General features: G+C 54.3%; 25 protein-coding genes. 17 read left to right on the top strand and 8 right to left on the bottom strand.

Going from position 1 to position 24,403, the window contains the following annotated elements; all coding sequences use genetic code 11:
- Positions 1-22 precede the first annotated feature (22 nt).
- Positions 23-1,429 carry a DNA repair protein RadA gene (gene radA, locus H142_RS0111225; protein ID WP_017932233.1) on the bottom strand — a complete coding sequence of 469 codons (1,407 nt, stop codon included), beginning with the start codon at positions 1,427-1,429 and terminating at the stop codon, positions 23-25.
- Between the two features lie 453 nt (positions 1,430-1,882).
- Between radA and arfB the strand changes: the two genes are divergently transcribed.
- The gene (gene arfB / locus H142_RS0111220) at positions 1,883-2,296 is read left to right on the top strand and encodes an alternative ribosome rescue aminoacyl-tRNA hydrolase ArfB (protein WP_017932232.1); all 414 of its coding nucleotides are present in this window, start codon (positions 1,883-1,885) and stop codon (positions 2,294-2,296) included.
- A gap of 24 nt (positions 2,297-2,320) precedes the next feature.
- Here the strand turns inward: arfB and H142_RS15535 are convergent, their stop codons facing one another.
- Together H142_RS15535 and rimM are read right to left on the bottom strand one after the other, a co-directional pair.
- Positions 2,321-4,057, bottom strand: a complete 1,737-nt coding sequence (locus H142_RS15535) for an alkaline phosphatase D family protein (RefSeq protein ID WP_017932231.1) — start codon at positions 4,055-4,057, stop codon at positions 2,321-2,323.
- On the bottom strand, positions 4,050-4,604 hold the full coding sequence (gene rimM, locus H142_RS0111210; protein ID WP_017932230.1) for a ribosome maturation factor RimM: 555 nt from the start codon (positions 4,602-4,604) through the stop codon (positions 4,050-4,052). Before rimM ends, H142_RS15535 begins: the two co-directional genes overlap by 8 nt.
- Positions 4,605-4,713: 109 nt before the next feature.
- Here rimM and H142_RS0111205 point away from each other — a divergent pair, with 109 nt between their 5' ends.
- A complete protein-coding gene (locus H142_RS0111205) occupies positions 4,714-5,169 on the top strand; it encodes a hypothetical protein (protein ID WP_017932229.1) in 456 nt (151 codons plus the stop codon).
- A gap of 7 nt (positions 5,170-5,176) precedes the next feature.
- On the opposite strand, the gene H142_RS0111200 is transcribed toward H142_RS0111205, so the two are convergent.
- Together H142_RS0111200 and H142_RS0111195 are read right to left on the bottom strand one after the other, a co-directional pair.
- Positions 5,177-6,697: a phosphomannomutase/phosphoglucomutase gene (locus H142_RS0111200; protein ID WP_017932228.1), complete on the bottom strand. Its 1,521-nt coding sequence runs from the start codon at positions 6,695-6,697 to the stop codon at positions 5,177-5,179.
- Between the two features lie 80 nt (positions 6,698-6,777).
- Positions 6,778-7,272, bottom strand: coding sequence for a CreA family protein (locus H142_RS0111195; protein WP_017932227.1), 495 nt, complete (start codon positions 7,270-7,272; stop codon positions 6,778-6,780).
- A 223-nt stretch (positions 7,273-7,495) separates the two neighbouring features.
- Between H142_RS0111195 and H142_RS0111190 the strand changes: the two genes are divergently transcribed.
- Together H142_RS0111190 and H142_RS0111185 are read left to right on the top strand one after the other, a co-directional pair.
- Entirely contained in the window at positions 7,496-8,542 is a 1,047-nt protein-coding gene (locus H142_RS0111190) for a ribonucleotide-diphosphate reductase subunit beta (protein WP_033315275.1), read from the top strand.
- 85 nt (positions 8,543-8,627) lie between these two features.
- Positions 8,628-9,410, top strand: coding sequence for a tyrosine-protein phosphatase (locus tag H142_RS0111185; protein WP_017932225.1), 783 nt, complete (start codon positions 8,628-8,630; stop codon positions 9,408-9,410).
- A 44-nt stretch (positions 9,411-9,454) separates the two neighbouring features.
- Here H142_RS0111185 and H142_RS16410 read toward each other — a convergent pair whose 3' ends face one another.
- From H142_RS16410 to H142_RS16400, 3 genes are all read right to left on the bottom strand, one after another.
- Positions 9,455-10,159 (bottom strand): TadE/TadG family type IV pilus assembly protein, encoded by a 705-nt coding sequence (locus H142_RS16410; RefSeq protein WP_017932224.1) that lies wholly within the window; start codon positions 10,157-10,159, stop codon positions 9,455-9,457.
- Positions 10,150-10,752, bottom strand: coding sequence for a TadE/TadG family type IV pilus assembly protein (locus H142_RS16405; protein ID WP_017932223.1), 603 nt, complete (start codon positions 10,750-10,752; stop codon positions 10,150-10,152). Before H142_RS16405 ends, H142_RS16410 begins: the two co-directional genes overlap by 10 nt.
- 104 nt (positions 10,753-10,856) lie before the next feature.
- Entirely contained in the window at positions 10,857-11,411 is a 555-nt protein-coding gene (locus H142_RS16400; RefSeq protein WP_017932222.1) for a pilus assembly protein N-terminal domain-containing protein, read from the bottom strand.
- A 325-nt stretch (positions 11,412-11,736) separates the two neighbouring features.
- Here H142_RS16400 and H142_RS0111160 point away from each other — a divergent pair, with 325 nt between their 5' ends.
- The 13 genes from H142_RS0111160 (at position 11,737) to H142_RS0111100 (ending at position 24,396) form a co-directional block, all read left to right on the top strand.
- Entirely contained in the window at positions 11,737-11,928 is a 192-nt protein-coding gene (locus tag H142_RS0111160; protein WP_017932220.1) for a Flp family type IVb pilin, read from the top strand.
- A gap of 161 nt (positions 11,929-12,089) precedes the next feature.
- Positions 12,090-12,593, top strand: a complete 504-nt coding sequence (locus H142_RS0111155) for an A24 family peptidase (protein WP_017932219.1) — start codon at positions 12,090-12,092, stop codon at positions 12,591-12,593.
- A 151-nt stretch (positions 12,594-12,744) separates the two neighbouring features.
- Positions 12,745-13,572: a Flp pilus assembly protein CpaB gene (gene cpaB / locus H142_RS15515; RefSeq protein WP_017932218.1), complete on the top strand. Its 828-nt coding sequence runs from the start codon at positions 12,745-12,747 to the stop codon at positions 13,570-13,572.
- 1 nt (position 13,573) lies between these two features.
- Complete coding sequence (locus H142_RS0111145; RefSeq protein WP_017932217.1) at positions 13,574-15,028, top strand: type II and III secretion system protein family protein; 1,455 nt, start codon at positions 13,574-13,576, stop codon at positions 15,026-15,028.
- A 15-nt stretch (positions 15,029-15,043) separates the two neighbouring features.
- Positions 15,044-15,706, top strand: coding sequence for a CpaD family pilus assembly lipoprotein (locus H142_RS0111140; RefSeq protein ID WP_017932216.1), 663 nt, complete (start codon positions 15,044-15,046; stop codon positions 15,704-15,706).
- Positions 15,707-15,729: 23 nt separating this feature from the next.
- Entirely contained in the window at positions 15,730-17,442 is a 1,713-nt protein-coding gene (locus H142_RS15510; protein ID WP_017932215.1) for an AAA family ATPase, read from the top strand.
- A gap of 6 nt (positions 17,443-17,448) precedes the next feature.
- A complete protein-coding gene (locus H142_RS0111130) occupies positions 17,449-18,858 on the top strand; it encodes a CpaF family protein (protein WP_017932214.1) in 1,410 nt (469 codons plus the stop codon).
- A gap of 20 nt (positions 18,859-18,878) precedes the next feature.
- A complete protein-coding gene (locus tag H142_RS0111125) occupies positions 18,879-19,859 on the top strand; it encodes a type II secretion system F family protein (protein ID WP_169331853.1) in 981 nt (326 codons plus the stop codon).
- A gap of 13 nt (positions 19,860-19,872) precedes the next feature.
- Positions 19,873-20,835 (top strand): type II secretion system F family protein, encoded by a 963-nt coding sequence (locus H142_RS0111120; RefSeq protein ID WP_017932212.1) that lies wholly within the window; start codon positions 19,873-19,875, stop codon positions 20,833-20,835.
- Between the two features lie 66 nt (positions 20,836-20,901).
- Positions 20,902-21,636 (top strand): tRNA (guanosine(37)-N1)-methyltransferase TrmD, encoded by a 735-nt coding sequence (trmD, locus tag H142_RS0111115; protein WP_017932211.1) that lies wholly within the window; start codon positions 20,902-20,904, stop codon positions 21,634-21,636.
- A complete protein-coding gene (rplS, locus tag H142_RS0111110; protein WP_017932210.1) occupies positions 21,633-22,031 on the top strand; it encodes a 50S ribosomal protein L19 in 399 nt (132 codons plus the stop codon). Before trmD ends, rplS begins: the two co-directional genes overlap by 4 nt.
- Positions 22,032-22,159: 128 nt before the next feature.
- The gene (locus H142_RS0111105; protein ID WP_017932209.1) at positions 22,160-23,653 is read left to right on the top strand and encodes a flavin-containing monooxygenase; all 1,494 of its coding nucleotides are present in this window, start codon (positions 22,160-22,162) and stop codon (positions 23,651-23,653) included.
- A gap of 38 nt (positions 23,654-23,691) precedes the next feature.
- Positions 23,692-24,396 (top strand): LON peptidase substrate-binding domain-containing protein, encoded by a 705-nt coding sequence (locus H142_RS0111100; protein WP_026147998.1) that lies wholly within the window; start codon positions 23,692-23,694, stop codon positions 24,394-24,396.
- Positions 24,397-24,403: the final 7 nt, after the last annotated feature.

The raw sequence follows: 24,403 nt of genomic DNA, 5'->3' as shown, positions 1-24,403 counted from the left end.
CATACGCGGATTTCGCCAAGGGCTAATCCTGCGGCGCTGTGAAATCGCGACCCCGTTCTGCGAGGCTCTCTACACGGTCTACAAGCTGGGGCAAAGTCTTGATTGCAATTAAGGGCAGGGCAATACTGCTTTTGGAATTGCCCGATTTGAGCGGCGCGGGCGCTATAGCGCGGCCAAAGCCCAGTTTAGCGGCCTCCTTCATGCGCGCATCGGCCCGCCCGACGGGGCGGACATCCCCTGACAGGCTGATCTCGCCAAAGACCACAGCATCAGACGGGAGCGCGACATCATAATGGGAGGATAATATCGCCGCCGCCACGGCCAGATCGGCGGCCGGTTCGTTGATTTTAAGTCCGCCGGCCACGTTGAGATAAATATCCTTGCCTGCAAAGCTGATCCCGCCGCGCGCCTCGATCACGGCCAGCACCATAGCCAACCGCCCGGTGTCCCAGCCGACAACGGCGCGGCGCGGCGTGCCGAAAGCCGATGGCGCGACGAGCGCCTGTATCTCGGTCAAAACGGGGCGGGAGCCTTCGATGCCCGCGAAAACAGCCGCTCCTGAGGCCGCATCTCCGCGCCCGTCCAGAAACAGAGCTGACGGGTTTAGCACTTCGGCCAGACCCTTTTCGCCCATTTCAAAGACGCCGATTTCATCCGTCGGACCGAAGCGGTTTTTATGGGCGCGCAAAATACGGAATTGATGGCTGCGCTCACCTTCGAAATACAGCACGGCATCGACCATATGCTCGACCACGCGCGGGCCTGCAATTTGTCCGTCCTTGGTCACATGACCCACCAAAATCACGCAGCAGCCGCGCTTCTTGGCAAAACGGGTCAGTTCCTGCGCGCAGGCGCGCACCTGCGCGACCGTGCCGGGCGCGGCCGACAATGCGTCGCTCCATAATGTCTGTATCGAATCGATAACGACAATGTCGGGCGTTTCCGCCATTAAGCCGTCAAGGATCGGGCCAAGTCCGGTTTCCGCTGCCAGCGCAACAGGGGCTTTGGACAGGCCTAAACGTTTGGCGCGGCGGCGCACTTGGTCGGTGGCCTCCTCGCCGGAGATATAGGCGACTTTGTGGCCTTTGCCCGCCAGCTTGGCGACGGCTTGGAGCAATAATGTGGATTTGCCAATGCCAGGATCGCCGCCGACGAGAATAGCGCTTCCGGGCACGAGCCCGCCGCCTGTCACGCGGTCAAATTCACCAATGCCAGAGACGCGGCGCGGCAGGGATTTGGCCTCGCCTTCAAGCGCCGTAAACTGCAGGGCCCGTCCGGATTTGCGCCGCTTGGTTGCGCTGGACGGATTTTGCGCTGTCACTTCTTCGACGAGCGTATTCCACTCACCGCAGGCGTCACAGCGCCCGCTCCATTTGGCATGGACGCCGCCGCACGATTGACAGACAAAGATATTGGAAATTTTGGCCATAGATTACATCCGAGTGTTCCCGTAATGTTCTATTCCATTTATGGGTGGTATGTCAAATAGGATATGCGCGGCGTAGACAATAAAAGGCCGCGATATCGGGAGTAATATCGCGGCCTGAATTGTCCGCCCGGCCTGTGGGAAAGTTGGCCGGACTAAAACCCCTATGGGGCTCACAAAAATGTCACGTGAATGGGAAGATTTACGCTAACAATTTTTATATAGGGGAAAGAGTTTAATGAAATGTAAAAACTGAGAAAAAAGTGAATAAAAACAAGAGCTTGAAAACACAAAAACTCATTGAACTTTCAAAGAGTTCATTTCAACTTCAATAAGTTTATGAGGTCTTAACGTAAAATTCAGCTTATCATGTGGCATTTCGGTACTCATGCAGGCAGATCACGGGTTTGCACCTCTCATCTGGACGCCAACATTTTCTCGGGTCATATATGGGCTATGCGAATTACGTCCACAATATCCATAGCCGAGAGTGAGATCGGCATCACGCCGATCCGCGCGTCCGGCCCGGGCGGACAGAACGTCAATAAAGTCTCCAGCGCTGTGCATTTACGCTTTGATATCGGCGCGTCGAGCCTGCCGGAGCGGGTGAAGCGCAAGCTGTCGGCGCTGTCTGATCAACGCGTGACCAATGACGGCGTCATCGTCATCAAAGCCAATGAGCACCGCACGCTGAGCGCTAATACGCGCGCGGCCAAAGCCCGGCTTAAAATCATGATTACCGAAGCGGCGGCGCGGCCCAAACGCCGTATCCCGACCCGTCCCAGCCGGGGGGCCATACGCCGGAGCGTTGAAGCTAAAAAGCAACGTTCTGTGATTAAGTCTGCGCGCCGCAAACCTACTCTTGATTAGGGTGGCGGGATTGACCCGGAAAGACTAACCCAGCCCTGCAAACAAAGCGCGTTGTTTTATGGACAGGCCGCGCGGACCGGAGAATTTAAGGCTGTCTTTGCGCTTACGAATGGAGAACTGCGCCGTGGTCTGCGCGCTATAATCCTGCGCTGTCACCGTATCGACAATAATCATCTCACAGACCGCTTTTTTCGGCGTCAGGGTCAGGGTCATATAGCCGTTATTAAGGGCATTATAATACCGCACGTCTTCATTGGCCTGCGTGACCAGTAAATTATAATCCGCCGTCGCGTCGCCGAAATAGGATTTTAGCGTCGGCGAGGTAACAGATGTTGTGACAAGCTCGACGCCCATTTTCACGCCGTTATCGCGGGTGAGATCATTGGCCCAAAATTCGTGAGCGTCACCCGTCAGCGTGACAATGTCGGTAATGCCCGCGTCTTGCAGCGCGCCGTAAAACTGTTCGCGCGCCCAAGGATAGCCGTCCCAGCTATCGGGATAGACGGGCAGGTTAAACCCGCTATTGCGGACAAAATCGCGTACGGCAGGCCAATCGGCTTCCAGCGCGCTAATCGCCTCTTCATTGACATAGGGACCCAGATCGGCGGTCAGGACGCGGCCCATCACGACTTGGTTGAGCAAAATCCGCCAAGGCTGCCCCGCCGCTTTAGACTGCGTCAAGGTCTGCACGACCTGCGCGGTCTGTTCATCGCCCATCATCGGGCGGTCAGGCGCGTTTAAGACATCGCGCTTAAACGCGGCTGCGTCTTCAGCGCCGTTCATATCCTTGGTATAATCGTCAATATTAATCGGCTCGGCGCGGGCGGTAAGGCGGGTCTCCACCGCGCAAAGTGTCGCTAAATCGCCATAGCTATAGGAGCGCACGCGTTTGTGACGGTCGGCAATATCAGCCGGTTCGCGAATAGGCATCCATTCATAATAGGCCTGCATGGCGGCGTTGCGGCGGGTGATCCACTCGCCTTCATCCTCCTGATGATTTTGCGCGCCGCCGGACCAGCTATCATTGCTGGTCTCATGATCATCCCAGACCGGAATCATGATGTGGCGGGCGGTCATCGCTTGCAGATTGGCATCGCCGCGATATTGCGCGTGACGTCCGCGGTAATCACTTAATGTGATCAACTCATGACGCGGTTCGTGAACGCGCTCATTGCTCTCGCCCCAACCGCCGCCCCATCCGTCAGGCCCGTATTCATAATAATAATCGCCCAGATGAAGGACAGCGTCGATGTCGTCGCGACGCGCAATATGGTCATAGACGTTAAAATATCCGGACTGGAAATTAGCGCAGGACACAACGGCGAATTGGGCTGAGGATATGTCGCCCGATGGCAGGGTTTTAGCCTGACCGGAAATTGTCTGTCCTGATGCAGCAAATCCAAATGTATAATTTTCGCCTGGCGATAGATCTGTGACCACCACTTTGAATGTGTAATCAGTTTCGGCGGTGGCGACGCCCTGTCCGGACTGAACGGAGACAGTCCCATTGACGGCGTTTTTGAGGTCAATAGTCCAAGCGACTTGTATCTGCTCGCCCGGCTGTTGGGGCGTGACGCGCGTCCAAATGACAAAGCCGTCTTGAGACGAGTCGCCGCTGGCCACGCCATGCTGAAACGGGCCGTCGGGCGCGCTTTCGTTTTTGCCGTTAAAGGCTTCGGGCTTAGGAGTTCCGCATGCGGCGGCGGCAGAGACGGCGGCGGAGAGCGCCAGAACATTTCGTCGTGAGACAGGTTTAGTCATCGGCGTTTTCCTTAGTCTTATCTTTAGCCTCGTCACCCTCGATGGTGTCCATTGGATCAATCACGATAAAGCGCTCCTCCATAGACACGCGCGGGACTTCGGCCAGCGTGAACGGCACGAAATAAGTTTGGCCGCGCGCGGGTTTCACTTCAATCAAATCATCACTGCCAAAGTTATGCACGGCGGCAATCACGCCGACGGCTTCGCCTAACACATCGCGCACAGACAGACCGACAAGATCATCAACGTAATATTCATCTTCATCCGTTTGCGGCAAGGCTGTGCGCGGCACATATAATTTGGTCGATTTCATCGCTTCGGCCTGCTCACGAACGGTGACTTCTTTGGCTTTCACGACCAATCCCTCTTTGACGACGCGCGAGCTCAAGACAGTCAAAACGGTCTTGCCGAACTCGTCTAAAAGCGGGCCGTAACTGACCGCGCCTTTGGGCGCGGCGGTAAAGCATTTAAGTTTCAGCTCGCCGCGTACGCCAAAGGCGCCGGCGATTGCGGCAACGAATATATAATGATTATGTGATGATCCCATGCGCGCCTGTTAGACGCGCAAAGGGATTTTGCCAAGGCGCTTGCAATGTCTTGTTCGGCTCCCGTTCAGCAACGCTCTGATAAGGAAAACTGAAAAATGGGAGAGTATTATGTTTCGCGCAACTTTATTAGCTACAGCTTTGATCGGATTTTCCTCAGCGGCAATGGCTCAGCCCGAGCCCAAAACGCCGTCTGAAGCGATGCGCGAGTTTAAAATGCCAAGCCCAGAAGATTTCGCAGAAATGCGAAAGCAGCTTCCGGATTTCAACGCCATATTTGATGATATGGGCGATATAATGGAAGATGTAGCGTTGCGCGAAGACATGGCGCGCTCTGTGGATATTATGCGTAGCCGCTTGGGCAGCATGGACGACATGCGCCGCCCTAATGGGAAGCCCGATCTTAACCGCATGTTCGATACGATGTTTAGCGTGATGGGAGATGAAGAATTTACGGGCGGATTATTCAGTGTCATGGCCTCGATGCAGGAGGTTTTAGAAAAACATGTCCCACCGAAGTCTGAGCAAGAGCGAATTACGCAAGAAGAGCGCAGATTGGTCGAGTAAGACCGGACTAAATCTTCTGATCAAATTCGCCAATTTCAGGATGGGTAGAGAGCCGCCTTTCAATCTCGCGGAACATAGCGATTTTATTGGCCTCGCTGACGGGGCTTTCAACAACAACCACAAGGTTGGGCGTATTGGAACTGGCGCGCACTAAACCCCACGTCCCGTCCTCCAGTGTGACCCGCACGCCATTGACGGTATTGAGATCGGTGATGGCCTGACCGTCAATGGTCTCGCCTGCGTTTTTCGACGCCTTAAAGCCCGCAATAATTTTATCGACGACCCCATATTTCGTCTCATCGCTGCAATAGGGACTCATAGTGGGGCTGCCGTAAGTGAGCGGCAAAGCGCGGCGCAGATCACTCATGGATTTATCCGGATTACGGTCGAGCATTTTGAGGATTTCAATGGCCGACAAAAGTCCGTCATCATAGCCGCGGCCCAGCGGCGCGCCGAAGAAATAATGTCCGGATTTCTCAAACCCGGCGAGCGCGCCAATCTCTTGCGTGCGCGCTTTGATATAGCTGTGACCGGTTTTCCAGTAATCCGTTGTCGCGCCCAGTGATTTTAGAACGGGGTCGGTGGCGTACAGTCCGGTTGATTTGACATCGGCAACAAAGACGGCGTTTTTAAAGTTTTTGGCTAGATCACGCGCCAGCATAACGCCGACTTTATCGGCAAAAATCTCTTCGCCTTCATTATCGACAATGCCGCAGCGATCGCCGTCACCGTCAAAGCCGACGGCAAGGTCTGCGCCGTGCGCGGCGACGGCCTTACTCATCGCGTGGAGCATTTTCATATCTTCGGGATTGGGATTATATTTCGGGAAGCGCCAATCGAGCTTACAATCCATTTCAATAACGTCCACCCCAATGGCTTTGAGGACATCCGGCGCAAAGGCCCCCGCCGTGCCATTTCCGCAAGCGGCAATGACTTTAATCTTGCGCGTGATGTGAACATCTTTGGCGAGATCAGCAATATAGGCCTCGCGCACGCCGTCGACATATTCATAGCCGCCGCCTGTGCGCGGCTTGGACAGTCCGCCCAGAACGATGTCTTTTAATCGGCTCATCTCGTCAGGGCCAAAGGTCAACGGACGATTCACGCCCATCTTTACGCCTGTCCAGCCATTACTATTATGACTGGCTGTGACCATGGCGACGCTCGCGCAGTCCAGATGAAATTGCGCGAAATAGGCCATAGGCGAGAGCGCCATGCCGATGTCTTTGACGTGGATGCCCGCGCTCATCAGCCCCGTCATAAGCGCTTGTTTTATAGAGAGGGAATAGTGGCGAAAATCATGGGCGGTCACAATTTCCGGCTGGCGGCCCAGCTCATGGATTAACTCACCCAGCCCTGCGCCCAGCGCCTGTACGCCGTAAAGGTTTAGCTCCGGCGCTTTTTCATGCTCCGGCCCGCCAAACCACCAGCGCGCATCATATTCGCGAAAGCCCGTCGGCTTGACCAGAGCGCGCGTTTCAAACGCAATGGAATTAGCGTCGATATGGGGGAGGGGGTGTTGCGTCATGGGTCAGGCCTTGTAAATTTGATCTGACCTAACGCGCGCGGGCTAAAATTTTATAAATACCTAATTAAATAACTGAGTATTTATTGCGGCATTTCAACACGATCCACCATCTGCGCGCCATGTAGCGAGACAGTGGCAATGCTCATCTTGGCGCTGCCGTCGACAATTTTCCGGCTGTAGACCAGATAGACGAGGGCGTTATTCTCTTCATCATAGACGCGGCGCACGGCCAGCTTTTTGAAAATGATGCTCTGGCGCTGACGGAACACTTCTTCGCCGCCTTTGCCGCGCTTGATATCGCCCATTGTAACGGGGCCGATAATGCCGCAATCAATGGAGCCATTGGACGGATTTTCAAACCATGATCCTTTGGACAGGCGGTCAATCACGCTCCGGTCGAAATGTGCCATATGACAAACGACGCCTTTGACTTTGTCGTCTTCGAAGCTTTCGATCTTGATCTCATTGCCCGTCCAGTCATTATTGATCTCGGCGACTTCGCGGTCACCGGGCCCCCCGCATGCGGTCAGAGCGATAGCTGTCAGGGCGGTGAGTGCGGCGGATAATTTGCTCATTATAGACTCCATGTTTTTCCAACTATATGACGTGTGAGGCCAATTGTTCCACAGCTTCCTGCGACATTCTGAAAATAGGCCACATTTAGTGTTGATTTTGGATGCCCCTACTAGATATAGATGATGGAGTCGCGAGATGGCGGATTTGTGCAGGGGCGCAACGCCGCGCATTGACGACAATCAGATGATGACGCGCAGCACGGCGCAATAAAAGGGTATGATCATGGGCAAAATTGATAAGATTATAGCGGCGGGAACGCCCGGGCTTTTAACACCGTCTGTGGGCTATAAGCCCTTTCGTTATCCTTGGGCGCATGACTTTTGGCGCAAGCAGCAACAGGTTCACTGGATGCCCGAAGAAGTGCCGCTGGGAGAAGATTGCAAAGATTGGGCGACCAATTTGACCGATAATGAGCGTAATTTGCTGACACAAATCTTCCGCTTCTTCACGCAGGGCGATATCGAAGTCCAAGACAATTATATGGAGCATTACGGGCAAATCTTTAAGCCGGTTGAGCTGAAGATGATGATGGCGGCGTTTTCCAATATGGAAACGGTTCACATTGCAGCTTATGCGCTTTTACTGGAAACTATCGGCATGCCAGAGAGCGAGTTTCAAGCCTTCCTCGAATATGAAGCTATGTCGGCCAAACATGATTATATGAAGCAATTTGGCACAGACACCCACGAAGACATAGCGCGCTCTATTGCGATGTTTGGCGGATTTACAGAAGGTCTGCAGCTCTTTGCCAGCTTTGCTATGCTGATGAACTTCCCGCGCAATAATAAAATGAAAGGCATGGGCCAGATTATAACATGGTCCATTCGTGATGAGAGTCTGCATTGCGAAGGCATGATCAAACTCTATCACGCCTTTGCCAAAGAAACGGGCTGCGTGACGAAATCCGTTCAGGACGATATTATTGATTGCTGCAAGACCGTTGTCGGTCTCGAAGACCGCTTTATCGATCTGGCCTTTGATATGGGCCCGGTCGAAGGCATGACGGCCGCCGATATTAAATCCTATATCCGCTACATCGCCGATTGGCGCTTGAAGCAGTTAGGCCTTCCGGTGGTTTATGGCGTGGACAAGCATCCTCTGCCGTGGCTGGTCGAAATCTTAAATGGCGTCGAGCACGCCAATTTCTTTGAGGCGCGCTCAACAGAATATTCCAAAGGCGCGACCCAAGGCGACTGGCATGGCGAGCAGGGCGTCTGGGAGATGTTTGATAATTTGCAGACGAAAAAACCGCAAATCCTTATCCCCTAAGTCGCTTTTTCGCTTTGCATCGTATATAGGCTGATAGAGAATGATAAGCTGCCAGGCGTCTCCGGCGGCTTATACAGGATTTTGTATGCCTTTAATGACCCAAAACCGTCTGTTAAAATTCGAGCAGGTTTTAAACATGCGCGATTTTGGCGGCTATGACGGCCGTTTTGGTCACGTCAATTCGGGCCTGCTGTTCCGGTCTGCCCACTTAAACAATGCGACGCCTGCGGATCTCGGCCGTCTGCGCGAGATTGATATTCGGCTGATTGTTGATCTGCGTTATTTGTCCGAACGTGAGCGGCAGCCGAATAAATGGCCCGCGGGCCACACCGCGCGCACGCTGGCATTTGATGCGTCTCGCACAGGTCAGGCCCCGCACGAAGCCTTTATCCAAAACGATCTGCGCGTGGCTGAGGATGCCCGGCAATATATGCTGAGTAATTATGCTGCCCGTCCCGGTAATGCTTCATTTCAGGATATTTTCCGTGACACGCTCACCCATATGTCGGGCAGCGGCGACGCGGTTCTTGTGCATTGCGCGGCGGGTAAAGACCGCACAGGCACGTTGGTGGCGCTCATCCAGTCACTGCTCGGCATGTCTGACGCAGATATCATGGATGATTATATGCTGACGATGACAGCCGTGGATGTAGACAGCTTTTTATCCCCTGCCGCGCTGATGATGGAGGAGCGGTTTGGCCGGTCTTACGCGCCGGAGGCCCTGCGCCCTATGTTCGGAGTGGAGCCGGGATATTTAAAAGCCGCGCTAGACAATATGGGGAATGCTGAGGATTATGCGCGGCAGACATTAGGCATTAACGAGGCGCAAATTGCTGCTATTCGCAACCGCTATACGGTACAGGCTTGATTACTCACCGCTTTATTAAATATCACAATAGTTTGTCTGGGCGGCTAAAGCGGCTGGCAATCCACTGTATTGGGATTGGTAGATGTCAGGGTGCAGCTAATTTCCCGGCGTGATTTATCTGTCCCGCCTAAATTGCCGTTTTCAAAGGTAACAGTGGCAGAACGGCGCGGTTTTAACAAAAATACTTCTCGCAGACGCGGCTCGCGCACGAAATAGCGATAGGGCGATTGATACTCGTATACGACCCGCGCGACAACAACCCCCCCGCCCGCAACAAGCAGACGCTCTTCAACATTATTACCGTCATAGCGGCCGTCTTCCGCACCGGCCGCGCCCGGTTCATAAGCCGGCCCGAAGGTGAGAAACCCAATCTCTTGAACGTCCCGTTCCTCGTCGCCATCGCCGTCCGTGTCGGCCATTACGGCTTCAAAGCTGTAAAGCTCGACCCCAATGCGGCTGCTTTGCTCGGGGTTTGTGCCCAGAACGGCGAGAACCGCGCCCATCAGGTCCTGCCCTGTGGCCAGGTCCAGCGTTGTATCTTGCGCGGCCAGATCGCCGATAAGTGACGCCGCATGTGAGGTTTTGCGGTCGGCGCTGATCAGAAGTGAAACTTCGGCCAGTCCAAAATAAAACAGGAGCATGACCGGCGCAATCAGAGCAAATTCAATCGCGGCAATACCGTCCGTATTGGCGACAAAGCGCCTGACTTTACGCCGGATTGTGACGACGATATGCGACGCTAAGGACATGACGACGCCTCTCCGAACGGTTCATTTCGAAAGGCCGTAACGGCGTAGATATCACGGGCATTACTGTCATCGACATTAGATAAACGGGTTAATTCACTCGGAATCGTCAAAGGGTGACGGTAGCGCACAGCGGCGAGAACGGTTTCCCCGCCATTTGTCGCGCTGTAATTGGGCGGGGGGGCCTCATAATCCGCCGGCAAAGGGTTAGGCACAGGTTCAGGAGTCCAATTCATATCGACTGAGGAACCAAAACCGGAGCCCATTTGGCGGATACGCACCTCTGTGCGCTGCTTGCAAACCGTTAAATCTGACTCCGGAACGCCAGGGTTCATGCCTTGGCAGACTGCAGTTTTAAAATCGTCCTCATCCCCGCAGAACTGGCCCGTCCGAATATCGCGGGCCGCTTCAAATGTTGAGGCTTCAAGGGATGAATTCAAAAAGAAGATAATGGCCAGTTCAATAATGCCGAACAGAAGCGCGAAAAAAGGCAATGCTATAATAGCAAATTCGACCGCAACCGCGCCATCGTCATTATGAACGCCGCGGCGCAATTTGCGCTCAAGATTTGTGAATGCACGCAGAGATATGCCCATTGCCCAGCCTACTTTCCTAATTCGAGACCGAAGAATATGCAAAGTCCGTTAAAAATCTCGTAAAATAAGGCCCTAACGGGCTATTAATCGGCCATTGCCATACGCTAGTTCATGGTTTCGGAAGAGGCGGAAGGCGGGGTTTGCGCCAGCGCGCCTTGCATTTGCATCGGGGGTGCGGCGGGCGTGCTCTGTGTTGCGACCGGGGACTGCGCCTGCGCGCCTTTCGGGCCGAACGCCGAGGCATAGCCCGGCTCATCACCCGCAATCGGGGACGGACGGCAATAAGGTTGACAGAAATAAGTGTTCCGTTTGCCATTGCCTGTAATCATCGTGACGCTTTGTGATGACGGGCGGCTCACAACGGTAATATCGGTGCGCAATATGACCTGTCCCTGCGCGTCCAGCACAAGCAAATCTGTGCTGCCAAACCCGCGGCCCATCAGGAAAAGCGTATCATCACTATAAACAGAGACATCTGCAATATCCGGATTGCCAAGCAATATAGCGCTAGCCGGGCGCGGCAATTTCAAAATATGTGTTTGATCCATGGTCACAACTTCGCCGGCGAGTGCGGCCGGGGCGATAAATGCGGCGGCGCTCAGCGCAATCAAGGCCGGGGCTAAAATACAGCCAGTGAGTCTGCTCAGCACGTTTTTCATGGTCAATCCTAACAGGAAAACGAATATCCAACCTCCGTGATAAGGCAATACGGTGAACGAATTGTTTACAAATTCGGCTCACGCCCCAGCAGGTCCGCCGAGTTTACGCGCGATGCACTCTTGATTGGATCATCTCAAAATATATTTTGATATTACCGATAACGCGGTCCAACCCGACTATATATATACAGCCAAAAACTCCGCCCCCAATCTTTACCAAATTTTGACCATGCTTGTTAGCGTCAGTGTAACCCGGCCCTCTTATGTTGAGCAGGACTGAGGGATGACCCTTCACTCTTTAAATCGCATACGTGGGAGTACTGTTATGCAAAACTTTATGAAATCTTTCGTCGCCGACGAGTCCGGTGCAACAGCAATTGAATACGGCCTGATCGCAGCGCTTATCGCTGTTGGTATCATCGCAGCCGGTGGCCTTCTTGGTAATACGCTGGCTGACCAGTTTAACAGTATTGCTGGTGAAGTTGAATCTGCGGGTTCAGGTAACTTTAGCGGCTAATCATTTTTGCGGCGCAGTTTTGCGCCCACTTGATTTAGTGAAAGCCATCTCCCCGCGGAGATGGCTTTTTCTGTGCTTAAAGCGCTTTTTAACTCTTGTCGTTTAAAGATGGCCCGAGGCGCAGGACTGCGCTGTGCAGATGACTTCGCAAAGAGCCGCTTATGACGATTATAATCCTTGCTGTATTCGGCGCCGCAATGTTGATGGCGGCTTATAAAGATTTGACCAGCTACACGATACCGAATTGGATCAGCCTGTATTTGATCGGCGGATTTGCCTTAATCGCGCCGTTTGTTGGATATGGTCTGCCGGATATTGGCTGGCATTTGGTCAGCGGGATCGGGGCGCTTGCGCTCATGATGGGGATGTTCGCTATGGGCTGGCTTGGCGGCGGTGACGCAAAATTATTCGCGGCGACCGCGCTATGGTGCCAGCCGGCCGACCTTCTTCTTATCTATACACCCAATGTTGCGATCTGGGGCGGTGCACTGACTTTACTGATTGTATTCACGCGCCACAGCCTGCCCCGGCGCGTGCGCACAACGGGCTGGGTACAACGCCTGCTGCGCGACGAGGATAAAATACCATATGGCATCGCGCTGGCTGCAGCCGGTCTGATGGCCCTGCCTAAATTCACAATTTTTCAGTCTGCGGCTTTGGGCTAGCCTATCGCTTCTCAGCAAAATTCAGATATTTTGGCGTGGATTGGTGCGCAAAACCGAAAAAAGCGGCGCATTAAGGCCTGCGTTAACCATGCCTTATCCAATAGGACGTTAACTATATCCGATAAACCGATTTTCCTTGGGGGATTCTAACATGGACGTAAAACGCGTAGCACTGCTTGGCGGGCTGGTTGTTATCGGCGGCTTTATGTTCTTCCAGATCAAAAAGATGGGCACGCCCGCGCCGCAGCCCGTGATACAAAATGTTGAGCCGCAGACTGTTATTCAAGAGGTCGAGATGGCGCATATTCTTGTGCCCGTGCAGCTTTTACCGCGCGGTACGCGCCTCAAACCTGAAATGCTCGAATGGCGCAAATGGCCTGCCGACGCCGTCGATCCGTCTTTCATCGATCAGGACGCTTCACCCACCGCGATTGAAGACTGGACCAATAGCGTCGTTTATATTGAAATCGCCGCCGGAGAGCCGATCACAGCGCGTAAATTGGTCAAACCCGGCGATAAATCCGTCATGTCGGCGTTTCTTGAACCGGGTTACCGCGCCGTATCTATCCGCATTACCACGGACGCGGCAGCCAGCGGGTTTATCAATCCCGGTGACAATGTCGATATTATGATTACCCGCCGCCTGACCGGTGAGAGTGGAAGTGGTTTTGTTACAGAGACAATTTTTGAAAATGTCACCGTTCTATCCATTGACCAGACATATGCCAAAGGCCCGGACGGCGCTCCTTTCGTTCTCGGCGGACAGGCGCTTTTAATGCTGAGCCGCGAAGATGCTGAAATGGTCACGATGAGCCAGCAAATGGGCGATCTCTCACTTGTGCTGCGTCCTCTGAACGGCGCGAACCGCCGCGGCGTGCGTAGCGCGGCTCTGGTGGACGCCAATAAAGAAAATGAAGTGCGCTCGCTGCAGGTTTACCGCGGCGGAGACGTCGAAGTCGTAACGCTGAAAGGTCAGTAAGATGATCAAACCCCTTTCCCATACCAGCGTATTCGGGCTTCTTGCCGCAGCGCTCCTCGCTGCGTCCGCGCCCCAAACTGCCACCGCGCAAACGGCCGGCGGACAAGGCTATGCCAATATCCAATCCCCGGGGCAAAGCGTGCGGTCGCGCCAGATTGTGCTGCCCTACGGAAAGTCGACCGTTGTCGAACTGCCCCGCGAAATGATGGATATCATCATTTCTGATCCGACGATTGTAGAAGGCATCGTGCATACATCTCACCGCGTTATGCTGGTGGGCCGCAAACCCGGTCAGGCCAATGCCTATATATATGGTCATGACGGCTCAGAAATCGTCAGTCTTGAAATCCGCGTAGAGCGTGATGTTGACGGTCTTGTCGATCTCATTTCCCGTCACTCCCCGGACAGTCAAATCGCCGTACAGGCCGTTAATAATAATATCATTTTATCCGGACCTGTGCCGAGCGCCGCTGAAGCCGATAAAATCAACCAGCTGGCTGAATTATGGCTCGATGAGACAACGGATGGCGGCACAAAGGGCAAAATTGTCAACCTTATGGCTATTCAGGGCCGCGATCAGGTCATGCTTAAAGTGCGCATTGTCGAGATGCAGCGCAGCGTCACCAAACAAATGGGCATTGATTTATCGACCGCCGCGCAAATCGGTGACGGCATGGTCGCCTTATCTTCCAATGCCGGTTTGGCGACCGGCGCGGGCTTGGCGAGCAGCTTTAGCTGGATTAATTCCGGCGGCGGCGCGATCACAAGTTTAACGGGCGCGTTTCAGGCCTTAGAGCGTGTCGGACTTGTCCGCACCAAAGCCGAGCCGACACTCGTCGCGATTTCCGGCGAGACGGCCAATTTCCAGTCAGGCGGAGAATTCCCACTTCTGTCTAATGTCTATACCGACCAGTTTGGACAGGTGCAGCGCAGTTTTACATTCAAGCCTTACGGTGTGTCGTTGGGCTTTACCCCTGTCGTGCTCTCTGAAGGTCGGATTTCACTCAATATTTCAACTGAAGTATCTGAACCGACGACAGAGAACAGTTTTGAAACCGGGGGCCAGTCTTCCGATATTTTAGGCGTGCGTACGCGCAAAGCCAATACGGTTGTTGAGCTGCCGGCGGGGAAATCACTGGTCATCGCCGGCCTTATCCGGGAAGAAGCGCGCCAATCTGTTGACGGAACGCCGGGTCTGAAAGATGTGCCGGGTGTCGGCGCGCTGTTTAGAAACCGTGACGAGTTGACCAGCCAGACAGAGCTGGTTGTGATTGTCACCCCCTATCTGGTCGACAGCACGCATCCTGACAATCTCTCGACCCCGCTGGACGGCTTTACGCCCCCCGGGGATCGCGAAACCGTGCTGTTAAACAGATTTAACAAAGTTTACGCCCGTCCCGGGGCCAATACCTCCGGACGGACATTGCGCGGGCCGTATGGCCACGTGGTTGAATAGGCAAAGGACGAGCCCATGAAAACAACATTGATCAGCCTATCGCTCACCGCCGCAATTCTGCTTCCGGCCTGCTCTACCTATCAAGCTTCGCTGCCGCCATATGATGAGCTGCACAAAGTACGTGTGGCGGAAACCATTGAGCGCATGGAGATCTATGTGCGCCCCGGCGGGATGATGCTATCCGCCCGTGACCGCGCGGCTTTGAGCAAATTTATTGACGGCTTTGCACAATCGGGCGGGGCCGGCGGTCTCTACATTAACATTCCAAACACAGCTCTTGGCACGCCTGCCGCAGGGCAGGCGCAGGCCGAAGTTCAAAATATGATGCTGGGCGCAGGCCTTGGCGGCGCGCCGGTTCAAACCGGACAATATCAGGCCCGCTCAGGCGGAGATGCACCGATCGTTCTATCTTACCGCCGTTTGACGACTATGCCGATGGATTGCACAGTCAGTACGGATCTGATGAAAACCTATAATAACCAAGCGCCGTATAATTTTGGCTGCTCGGCCCAATCCAATTTTGCTGTAATGGTCAATGATCCGACCCAAATACTTGATGGTTACGGTGAGGATCCGGCAATCGCTGCCCGCCGGACAGCCGGCGTGGAAGCTTATGTGACGGGCCAAAGCCCCGCATCGACTCAGCCTGCCCGTCAAGAAATTTCGTCCTCACAATAAACGTCGCTCAGGATAATCACGATATGAAAAGCTGGTTAAAAAAGAAGCCGGGTGGCACTGAAGAAGCTCCTCAGGGCGGCGAAATGTCTCCGCGGGTCATGCCTCAGGCTGTGACCGGACAGGGCTATGGACAGCAGCCCCAGCCGCATATGACGGCCCCGCCGCCCGCCGCGCCGTATCCCGGATCAGCACCAGCCATGTCAGCGCCGCAAGGCCGGCCCGCTATGGGTCGCCCCTCTCCCATGGGCGCGCCGGCGCAAATGCCGCGGCCGTCACCAATGGCGCCTCCTCCACACAGTGGCGGCCCCGCCCCGCAATCCGGATACGCGCCACAGCCGCCGCAAGGCTTGCCGCCCCGGCCTGATCAACAGTCCCCGCAAGGCTTGCCGCCCCGCCCGGCGCAACAGGCATTTTCTCCACAGCACAATAGCCCTGCATCAGGGCAGGCAAGCGATCATCCCGCGCCGGTTATGTCACAAGCGGGCGCGCCTGAACTGCGCCGCGAAGGCGGAGAACGCGCTCTGCCCGCCATTTCCATTCACGCCTTTTGCGAGCGCCCGGAAACCGCAGGAACGGTTCAGGCGACGACGCGCGACTGGCGCATGAACCGCACAAATTTAAAAGTCTATATGGGCGGCCTTCCGGCGGCTGTGGATTTTTATCATAATGAAAACACGCCAAGCCTGATCATGATTGAATCCGGTATGCGCGGCGAGGAGCTGTTCACCCAGCTCGAAAGCCTCGCCAGCGTTTGTGATGCAGGAACCAAAGTCGTCGTTATCGGCGCGGCTAATGATATCCGGCTTTACCGGGAACTCATGGATAAGGGCGTTTCCGAATATCTTGTCCCGCCTTTTCATCCCCTGACCCTTATCCGCTCTATGGCGGATCTCTATATTGACCCCGATAAGCCGTTTGCCGGGCGTGTTTGCGCCTTTTTCGGCGCAAAAGGCGGTGTTGGCAGCTCGACTTTGGCGCATAATATTGCCTGGATCATGTCCTCGGGCCATAATCAGGAAACTGCGCTGGTTGACCTGGATGCGAGCTGGGGCACAACGGGCCTGGATTTTAATTATGACAGCGTTCAGGGCCTCGAAGAAGCGCTGGCCTCTCCCGATCGTCTTGATGAGACTTTGCTGGACCGCATCATGCTGCGCCATTCTCCGACGCTGTCACTTTTGCCGGCCGCCGCTTCGCTGAATAATGCAGGTATGGACAGCTCCGAAGCCTATGAAGCCATTGTCGACGGCGTGCGTAAAATATCGCCTATGACTATTTTGGATATGCCGCATAACTGGACAACGTGGAGCTCTAATATACTTAAAGGCTCCGATGATGTGATTATCACGGCCGCGCCTGATTTGGCCAATTTACGCAATACGAAAAACCTGATCGAATATTTGCGTGCTGAACGGCCCAATGACCCGGATCCGATTATTATTCTGAACAAGACGGGCGTGCCGAAAACACCGGAAATTCCGGTTAAAGATTTCGCGTCCGCTTTGGGTATCGAGCCGGCGCTGGTTCTGCCTTATGAGCCTGTTTTGTATGCAACCGCATCCAATGACGGCAAAATGCTGTCCGAAATGAAATCCGACAGCAAAGCCGTTGAAGGTCTGTCTATTCTCGCCCACCGTCTGCGCACCGGACATGCCGGCGGCGCCGCCATGAAGAGCGGTGCAAAAATGAAATCCAGCGGCGGTTCGCTGCTCTCTAGACTCTTCAAGCGGGGTTGAGGGTAAATGTTCGGAAAACGCTCAGAAGACAGCGCCGCAATCCAGCAGCCCGCCGCCGCGCCCGCCGCGCCCAAAACATCTCCTGTGAGTGCAGTTGAGTTGCCGCAGGCCACGATGTCACCGCGCGGACCGGAGAATACAAGCGAAACCTATTACGAAACCAAGGCCACAATATTTAACGCCTTATTCGAGACGATTGATGTCTCGGCATTGGCGAGTATGGAGCCCGCCCGCGCGCGCGAGGAAATCCGCACAATCGTGGATGAGATTATTGCCATTCGCAATGTGCGGCTCTCGGTCGCCGAACAAAATCAGCTGATTACGGAAATCTGTGATGACATTTTAGGCTATGGCCCGCTCGAGCCGTTGCTGGCGCGCGATGACATTGCCGACATTATGGTCAATGGCGCGAAACATGTCTTCATCGAAGTCGACGGGAAAATGGAGAAAACGAGCATTCGTTTTCGCGACAACCAACAGCTTATGAATATCTGTCAGCGTATTGTCTCCCAAGTGGGCCGCCGCGTTGACGAAGCCAGCCCGATTTGTGACGCGCGCCTGCTTGACGGCTCGCGGGTCAACGTCATTGCGCCGCCTCTGGCCATTGACGGGCCAACGCTGACTATTCGGAAGTTTAAACGTGACAAGCTGACCCTGAACAATCTGGTCGAATTTAATTCCATCAGTCCTGCAGGCGCAAAAGTCCTATCCATTATTGGGGCCTGCCGCTGTAATGTTCTGATCTCCGGCGGTACGGGTTCCGGTAAAACGACATTGCTCAACTGTTTGACCGCCTTCATCCATCCTGACGAGCGGATCATTACCTGTGAAGACTCCGCCGAACTTCAATTGCAGCAACCCCACGTCGTCCGCCTTGAAACCCGCCCGCCCAATCTTGAGGGCAAGGGTAAAGTCACGATGACGGATTTGGTCAAAAACTGTCTGCGGATGCGTCCTGAACGTATTATCGTAGGTGAGGTGCGGGGGCCCGAGGCCTTTGACCTGTTGCAGGCGATGAATACGGGCCATGACGGCTCGATGGGAACACTCCATGCCAATTCGCCGCGTGAAGCGCTCTCCCGTATGGAATCCATGATTACAATGGGCGGCTTTAACCTGCCGATGAAAACGATCCGCGAGATGATTACCGGCTCTGTTGACGTTATTGTACAGGCCGCGCGTCTGCGGGACGGTTCGCGCCGTATTACAAAAATTACCGAAGTTATCGGTATGGAGGGCGATGTTGTCGTCACCCAGGATCTGATTTCCTATGAGATTGAGGGTGAAGACGCGGATGGAAAAATTATCGGATCTCATAAATCGACCGGTATTGCGCGTCCGAATTTCTGGGATCGCGCCCGCTACTTTAACCTTGAAAAGGATCTGGCCGAAGCGCTTGATGCGGCGGGAAGCTAGGCCGCGCAATGGATCAACAAATGCTCATGATAATAGCTGGCTTAGGGATGATGGCCCTGATCGCTATGTTGATCATGGGCGGCAAAAGCGGTGTGTCCAAAAAGCGTCAGGCCATGGTCGCGGCTAAGCCGGGTGAAAAAAGCTCCGGCGGAATTTTTAGTTTTATGAAGAGTGGCGACGAAAACTCGCTGCGCCGCAAACAGGTCGAAGCCAGTCTGGGCGATATTGAGGCGAAAACGAAAAATCGCGAAAAAGCCCGCAAATCCCTGAAATCCAAACTTATTCAAGCCAATTGGTCGACTAAGCCGCGTACATTCACCCTGATTTCTGCCGCTATAGGTCTTGTGTGCGGTGCCATTGCGTTCTTCTTCGGTCTGGCCTTCTGGCAGGTTGTGGGCGTGGCTGTGATTGTCGGCTTTGGATTGCCGCGCTGGTTTTTGAATATGGTGATTAAGCGCCGTCAGGCTAAATTTACGTCTCATTTTGCCGACGCGATGGAAATTATTGTGCGCGGCGTGCGCACAGGACTACCGCTGGGCGACTGCCTTAAAATTATTGCGCATGAGTCCCCTGAGCCGGTGCGCGAAGAATTTGCCCGCGTCGTCGAAGCCGAAGCTGTCGGCGTCCCGATCGAAACCTGCCTGGACCGCATGTATGACCGCATGCCGCTTTCGGAGGTGAAATTCTTCTCAACTGTGCTCAACATTCAGCGCTCCACCGGGGGTAATTTAGGCGAGGCACTGGCCAATCTGGCCCATGTTTTGCGCGGGCGTAAATTGCTGCGCGAAAAGATTAAAGCGCTGGCCGCTGAGGCAAAAGCCTCTGCCGTCATTATTGGGGCTCTACCGCCGGGCGTCATGATTCTCGTTACCGTTGTGTCTCCGGATTATATGGTTGAGCTATATACGACCAGTACCGGTCACAGAAATCTCATGATTGGCGCGGGTATGATGCTCGCCGGTATTGCCGTCATGCGCAAAATGATCAATTTCAAATTCTAGAAAGGCTGCGATTATGAATCCCGAAAGTGCAGCCATGTTTGCCAATATCCTTGCCGGAGGCATTGCGCTTCTGATTGTTGCGACGCTCTATACTGTCATCTCGCCCATGCTCGCCGGGGATAAACAGAAAAAGCGTATGAAGGCGGTAACCTCCGAGCGCGATACCTTAAAACGCGCGCGCCTTGAGGATCTAAAAACAAATACCAAATTGCGCGCGGATAATAAGGGTTTGGTCAACAAAATCGTGGCCGGATTGTCGCTGGAACGCCTGCTCGCCGCGCCGGATTTGCGGGATAAATTAATGCAGGGCGGCTTTCGCGGACAGCGTCCTGTCCAGATGTTTTATTTCTTCCGCATGTCCTTGCCGATCATCTTTTTCCTGCTTGCCTTTACCTATGCCATTTTGATCAACCCCAAAGACTGGCCGATGACAAAGGGTGCATTTATAACAATGGGCATGACCCTGTTTGGCTATTACCTGCCGGGTATTTATTTGAAAAACGCCGCAAAAAAGCGCCAAGACAAAATCATGCCGGCCTTTCCTGATGCACTGGATTTGCTCCTCATCTGCGTGGAATCCGGTATGTCGGTCGAGCTTGCCTTTAACCGCGTTGCGTCAGAAATGGCGGGCACGTCCATTGAGCTTGCCGAAGAGTTCTCGCTGACCACCGCCGAGCTGTCCTATTTACAGCAGCGCCGGCAGGCTTACGAGAATTTAGCCCGCCGTAACAATCATCCGGGCATTCGCGCCGTGGCCACCGCGCTTGTGCAATCGGAACGTTACGGCACGCCGCTGGGCTCAACGCTTCGCACTATGGCCAATGAGAACCGGGAATTGCGTGTTTTGCTGGCTGAGAAAAAAGCCGCCGCGCTCCCCGCAAAATTGACTGTGCCGATGATTATCTTCTTCCTGCCGGTTCTGTTCATTGTGATCCTGACCCCTGCGGCTATGCGTCTGGGATCCGCGTTCGGGTAAACCCTGTAAAGTTTCACGCTTACATCCCCCTTTGACTCATCATCCATCTCACGCTTAAAGCCCGCCATGAGTGACACTTCGCCAAAACCATGGGCCGCGACGGCGCTGACCCTGTTTCCGGAGGCCTTTCCGGGGGTTTTGAGCGCGTCGGTTATTGGCGGCGCGGAGAAATCGCAGATTTGGTCGCTAGAGACTGTAGACATCAGAAATTTTTCGTCTAATAAGCACCGCACTGTTGACGGCACTCCCGCAGGCGGCGGCGCAGGCATGGTCCTGCGACCCGATATTGCGGCAGCAGCGATTGACAGCGTCCCTAAAAACGGACGCGCATTAATATATTTGACCCCGCGCGGGACGCCTCTGACGCAACACCGCGTTAAAGAGCTGGCGGCCGGCCCGGGGGTTATTGTGTTTTGCGCCCGCTTTGAAGGTCTGGACGAGCGGGTCATTGAGGCCCGGCAGATGGAGGAAATCTCTATCGGCGACTATGTTCTGGCGGGGGGCGAAGTGGCGGCGCAAGTGCTGATTGAGGCCTGCGTGCGGCTGATACCCGGCGTTCTCGGCAAGGCCGAGAGCACTGTGGAGGAGAGTTTTGAAGAGGGTTTGTTAGAGTATCCACTCTACACCAAGCCCAGAGAATTTGAAGGCCGGGCTATCCCGGATGTGTTATTGTCCGGCAATCACCAAAAGGTGGAGGACTGGCGTAAGGCAAAAATGATCGAAGCAACGCAGGCCCGGCGGCCTGATTTGTTTGACGCTTACACTGCTCGTCAAGAGCGGACAAAAGGAGACGCGACATGAACGTGATCGAAAAACTAAATAAGGCCGAACAAGAGCGCCTATTGTCATCCGGCAAAGAGATTCCGGCCTTTGACCCGGGCGATACTGTGGTGGTGCAAGTTCGCATTACCGAAGGGACTCGCACCCGTCTGCAGGCTTTTGAAGGCGTCTGTATCGCCCGTAGCGGCGCAGGCCTCAATGAGAGCTTCACAGTTCGCAAAATCTCTTATGGCGAAGGCGTCGAGCGCGTTTTCCCGCTGTTCAGCCCCCTGGTTGAAGAGATTGAAGTTAAGCGCCGTGGCCGCGTCCGTCGCGCCAAGCTTTACTATCTTCGCGAACGCCGTGGTAAATCTGCGCGGATCAAAGAGCGCACAACCGGCCATGGCATGACCGATGGCCGCGCCGACAAGAAATAGGCTTTTAAGCTTTTAAGATTGAAAACCCTGCCTTGCGGCGGGGTTTTTTGTTATGAATACGGCCTATTCGCGACGCCCGCTTGCGCGTCTTTCATCTACCCTGCATATTTTCAAAAAATAAGGGACATATGATGCGCGATCACACAGACATATTGATTATCGGTGCGGGCCTCGCGGGTATTGGCACAGCCTGCCACATGGTGACCAAGCTGCCCGGATTGTCTTTGCAAATCGTCGAGATGCGCGAGCATATGGGCGGGACATGGGATCTGTTTCGCTATCCCGGCATTCGCAGCGACAGTAATATGCATGTCTACGGCTATGAATTTCGGCCTTGGGTGGATGATAAATCCATCTCACCGGGAGAGCATATTCTGGACTATATCAAGGCGACCGCGCGCGATTATAATCTGACCGATAAAACCAGCTTCGGTCAACGCGTTATGAGCGCCGATTTTTCGACGCAGACGGCCCTCTGGACGGTTACGCTAAGAGGCGCGGGAGGCGAAGACAGGCGGGTCACCTGCCGCTGGCTACAAAGCTGCACGGGCTATTACAATTACGGCGCGGGATACCGCCCCGACTTTGCGCATGAAGAAGACTTTGGCGGACAGATTATTCATCCTCAGGACTGGCCGCAGGATCTGGATTATCAAGGCAAGCGGGTGGTCGTCATTGGCTCCGGCGCAACGGCGGTGACGCTTGTCCCGTCCCTAGCCGAGCAGGGCGCAGGGCATGTAACCATGTTGCAGCGTAGCCAGAGCTATATCTTCCCGGATAAGGATTATGACCCGCTCGCGCAAAAGCTAATGAAGATTTTGCCAGAGAAATGGGCTTATGCATTGATCCGCAAAAAGAACATTTTCCTCGAACGGTACAAGATTGGCCGCGCGCTGAAATATCCCGTCCAAACCCGTGCATTATTCGAGGCAAAAGCGGCTGAACGGCTGCCCGACGACTTCGACATCGTAAAGCATTTACGCCCGTCATATCCACCCGCGACGCAGCGTATATGTTTTTCGCCAAACGGAGATTTGTTCACGCAGATCACAGCGGGCAGGGCGAGCATAGAAACCGGCCATATTAAGCGGTTTACCCAAACGGGTATTGTGCTGACAGACGGCACCGTGCTTAAAGCCGATATCATTGTCACGGCCACGGGGCTCAACATTGTCATGCTGGGCGAGGCGACGCTTAGCGTAGACGGCAAAACTGTAAATTTACCGGATCATTATATTTATAAAGGCTGTATGCTCTCCAATGTGCCCAATATGGCGTTGTCATCAGGCACGCTGACCGCCAGCTATACGCTGCGGGTTGAATTGCAGGCCCGGTATGTCTGTAATGTTTTAAAGACGATGTTGAAATCCGGCGCGGATTACGCCGTTCCGGCTCTGTCCGCCGCGGCGCAGGCGGGCATGCCGCGACTCCCTTTTATGGGGGAGTTTAATTCCGGCTATATTTTACGCGCTATTGATACATCCCCGCGGCAAGGCGATAAAGACCCCTGGATTAACCACCAGACTTATATCGAAAACAAAGTCCAATTGCTTGGCCCGGTCAGCGATGATGTTCTGTCATTTAAAAGCGTAGTACCGCGCAGCGAACATAATGCAGTATAAAGCTTGAACCTTCCTCCCCTGCTATGCGTAATTATCATATGAGCACACATATGAAATCCATGGCCCGCCGCCTGTCTCCCGAGCAAATTCCTGTATTTCCGCTGGGCGGAACGGTGCTTTTGCCGGGCTGTGAACTGCCTCTGAATATTTTCGAGCCGCGTTATCTCAACATGATTGACGATATGCTCAAAGGTGACCGCGTTATTGGATTGATACAGCCGCAATATGCGCTGGACGGCGCGGGCGCGAAAACGGCGCGCCCTGATCTGGCCCGGATCGGGACATTAGGACGGCTGCGCCAGTTTAGCGAAACCGATGACGGGCGCTATCTCATCTCTCTGGCCGGCTTAAAGCGCTTTACCTTTATCGACGAGGCGGATGTCACAACACCGTACCGACAAGCGCAGGTGTCTTATGACGCCTTTAGCGCCGATATCGATGTCCATGATAAACGGATTATGCCCACATCACTCGAAGATAATGCCGCCGAACGGGCGCGGTTAACGGCGGGTATGAAAAGCTTTGCGCGTTCACTCGGCGTGGATGTGGATTGGGGCGGGCTGAACGCAATATCTATGGACCGGCTGGTCGACCAGACCGCTATGATCAGTCCATTTAGCGCGCAGGATAAGCAAAGCCTGCTAGAGGCCAGCAGTCATGCAGAACGGCGCTCGCTTTTAATTGGTCTAATGAAGATTTATAGCCAACAGGCCACCCCGCCGGATAAAAGCGATATGCAATAAGCGGGTC

Origin of the sequence: Robiginitomaculum antarcticum DSM 21748, assembly GCF_000365025.1 — a bacterium.
Taxonomy (GTDB): Bacteria; Pseudomonadota; Alphaproteobacteria; order Caulobacterales; family Maricaulaceae; genus Robiginitomaculum; species Robiginitomaculum antarcticum.
The sequence above is the reverse complement of the archived record's forward strand: the minus strand, read 5'-3'. Positions and strand labels throughout refer to the sequence as shown.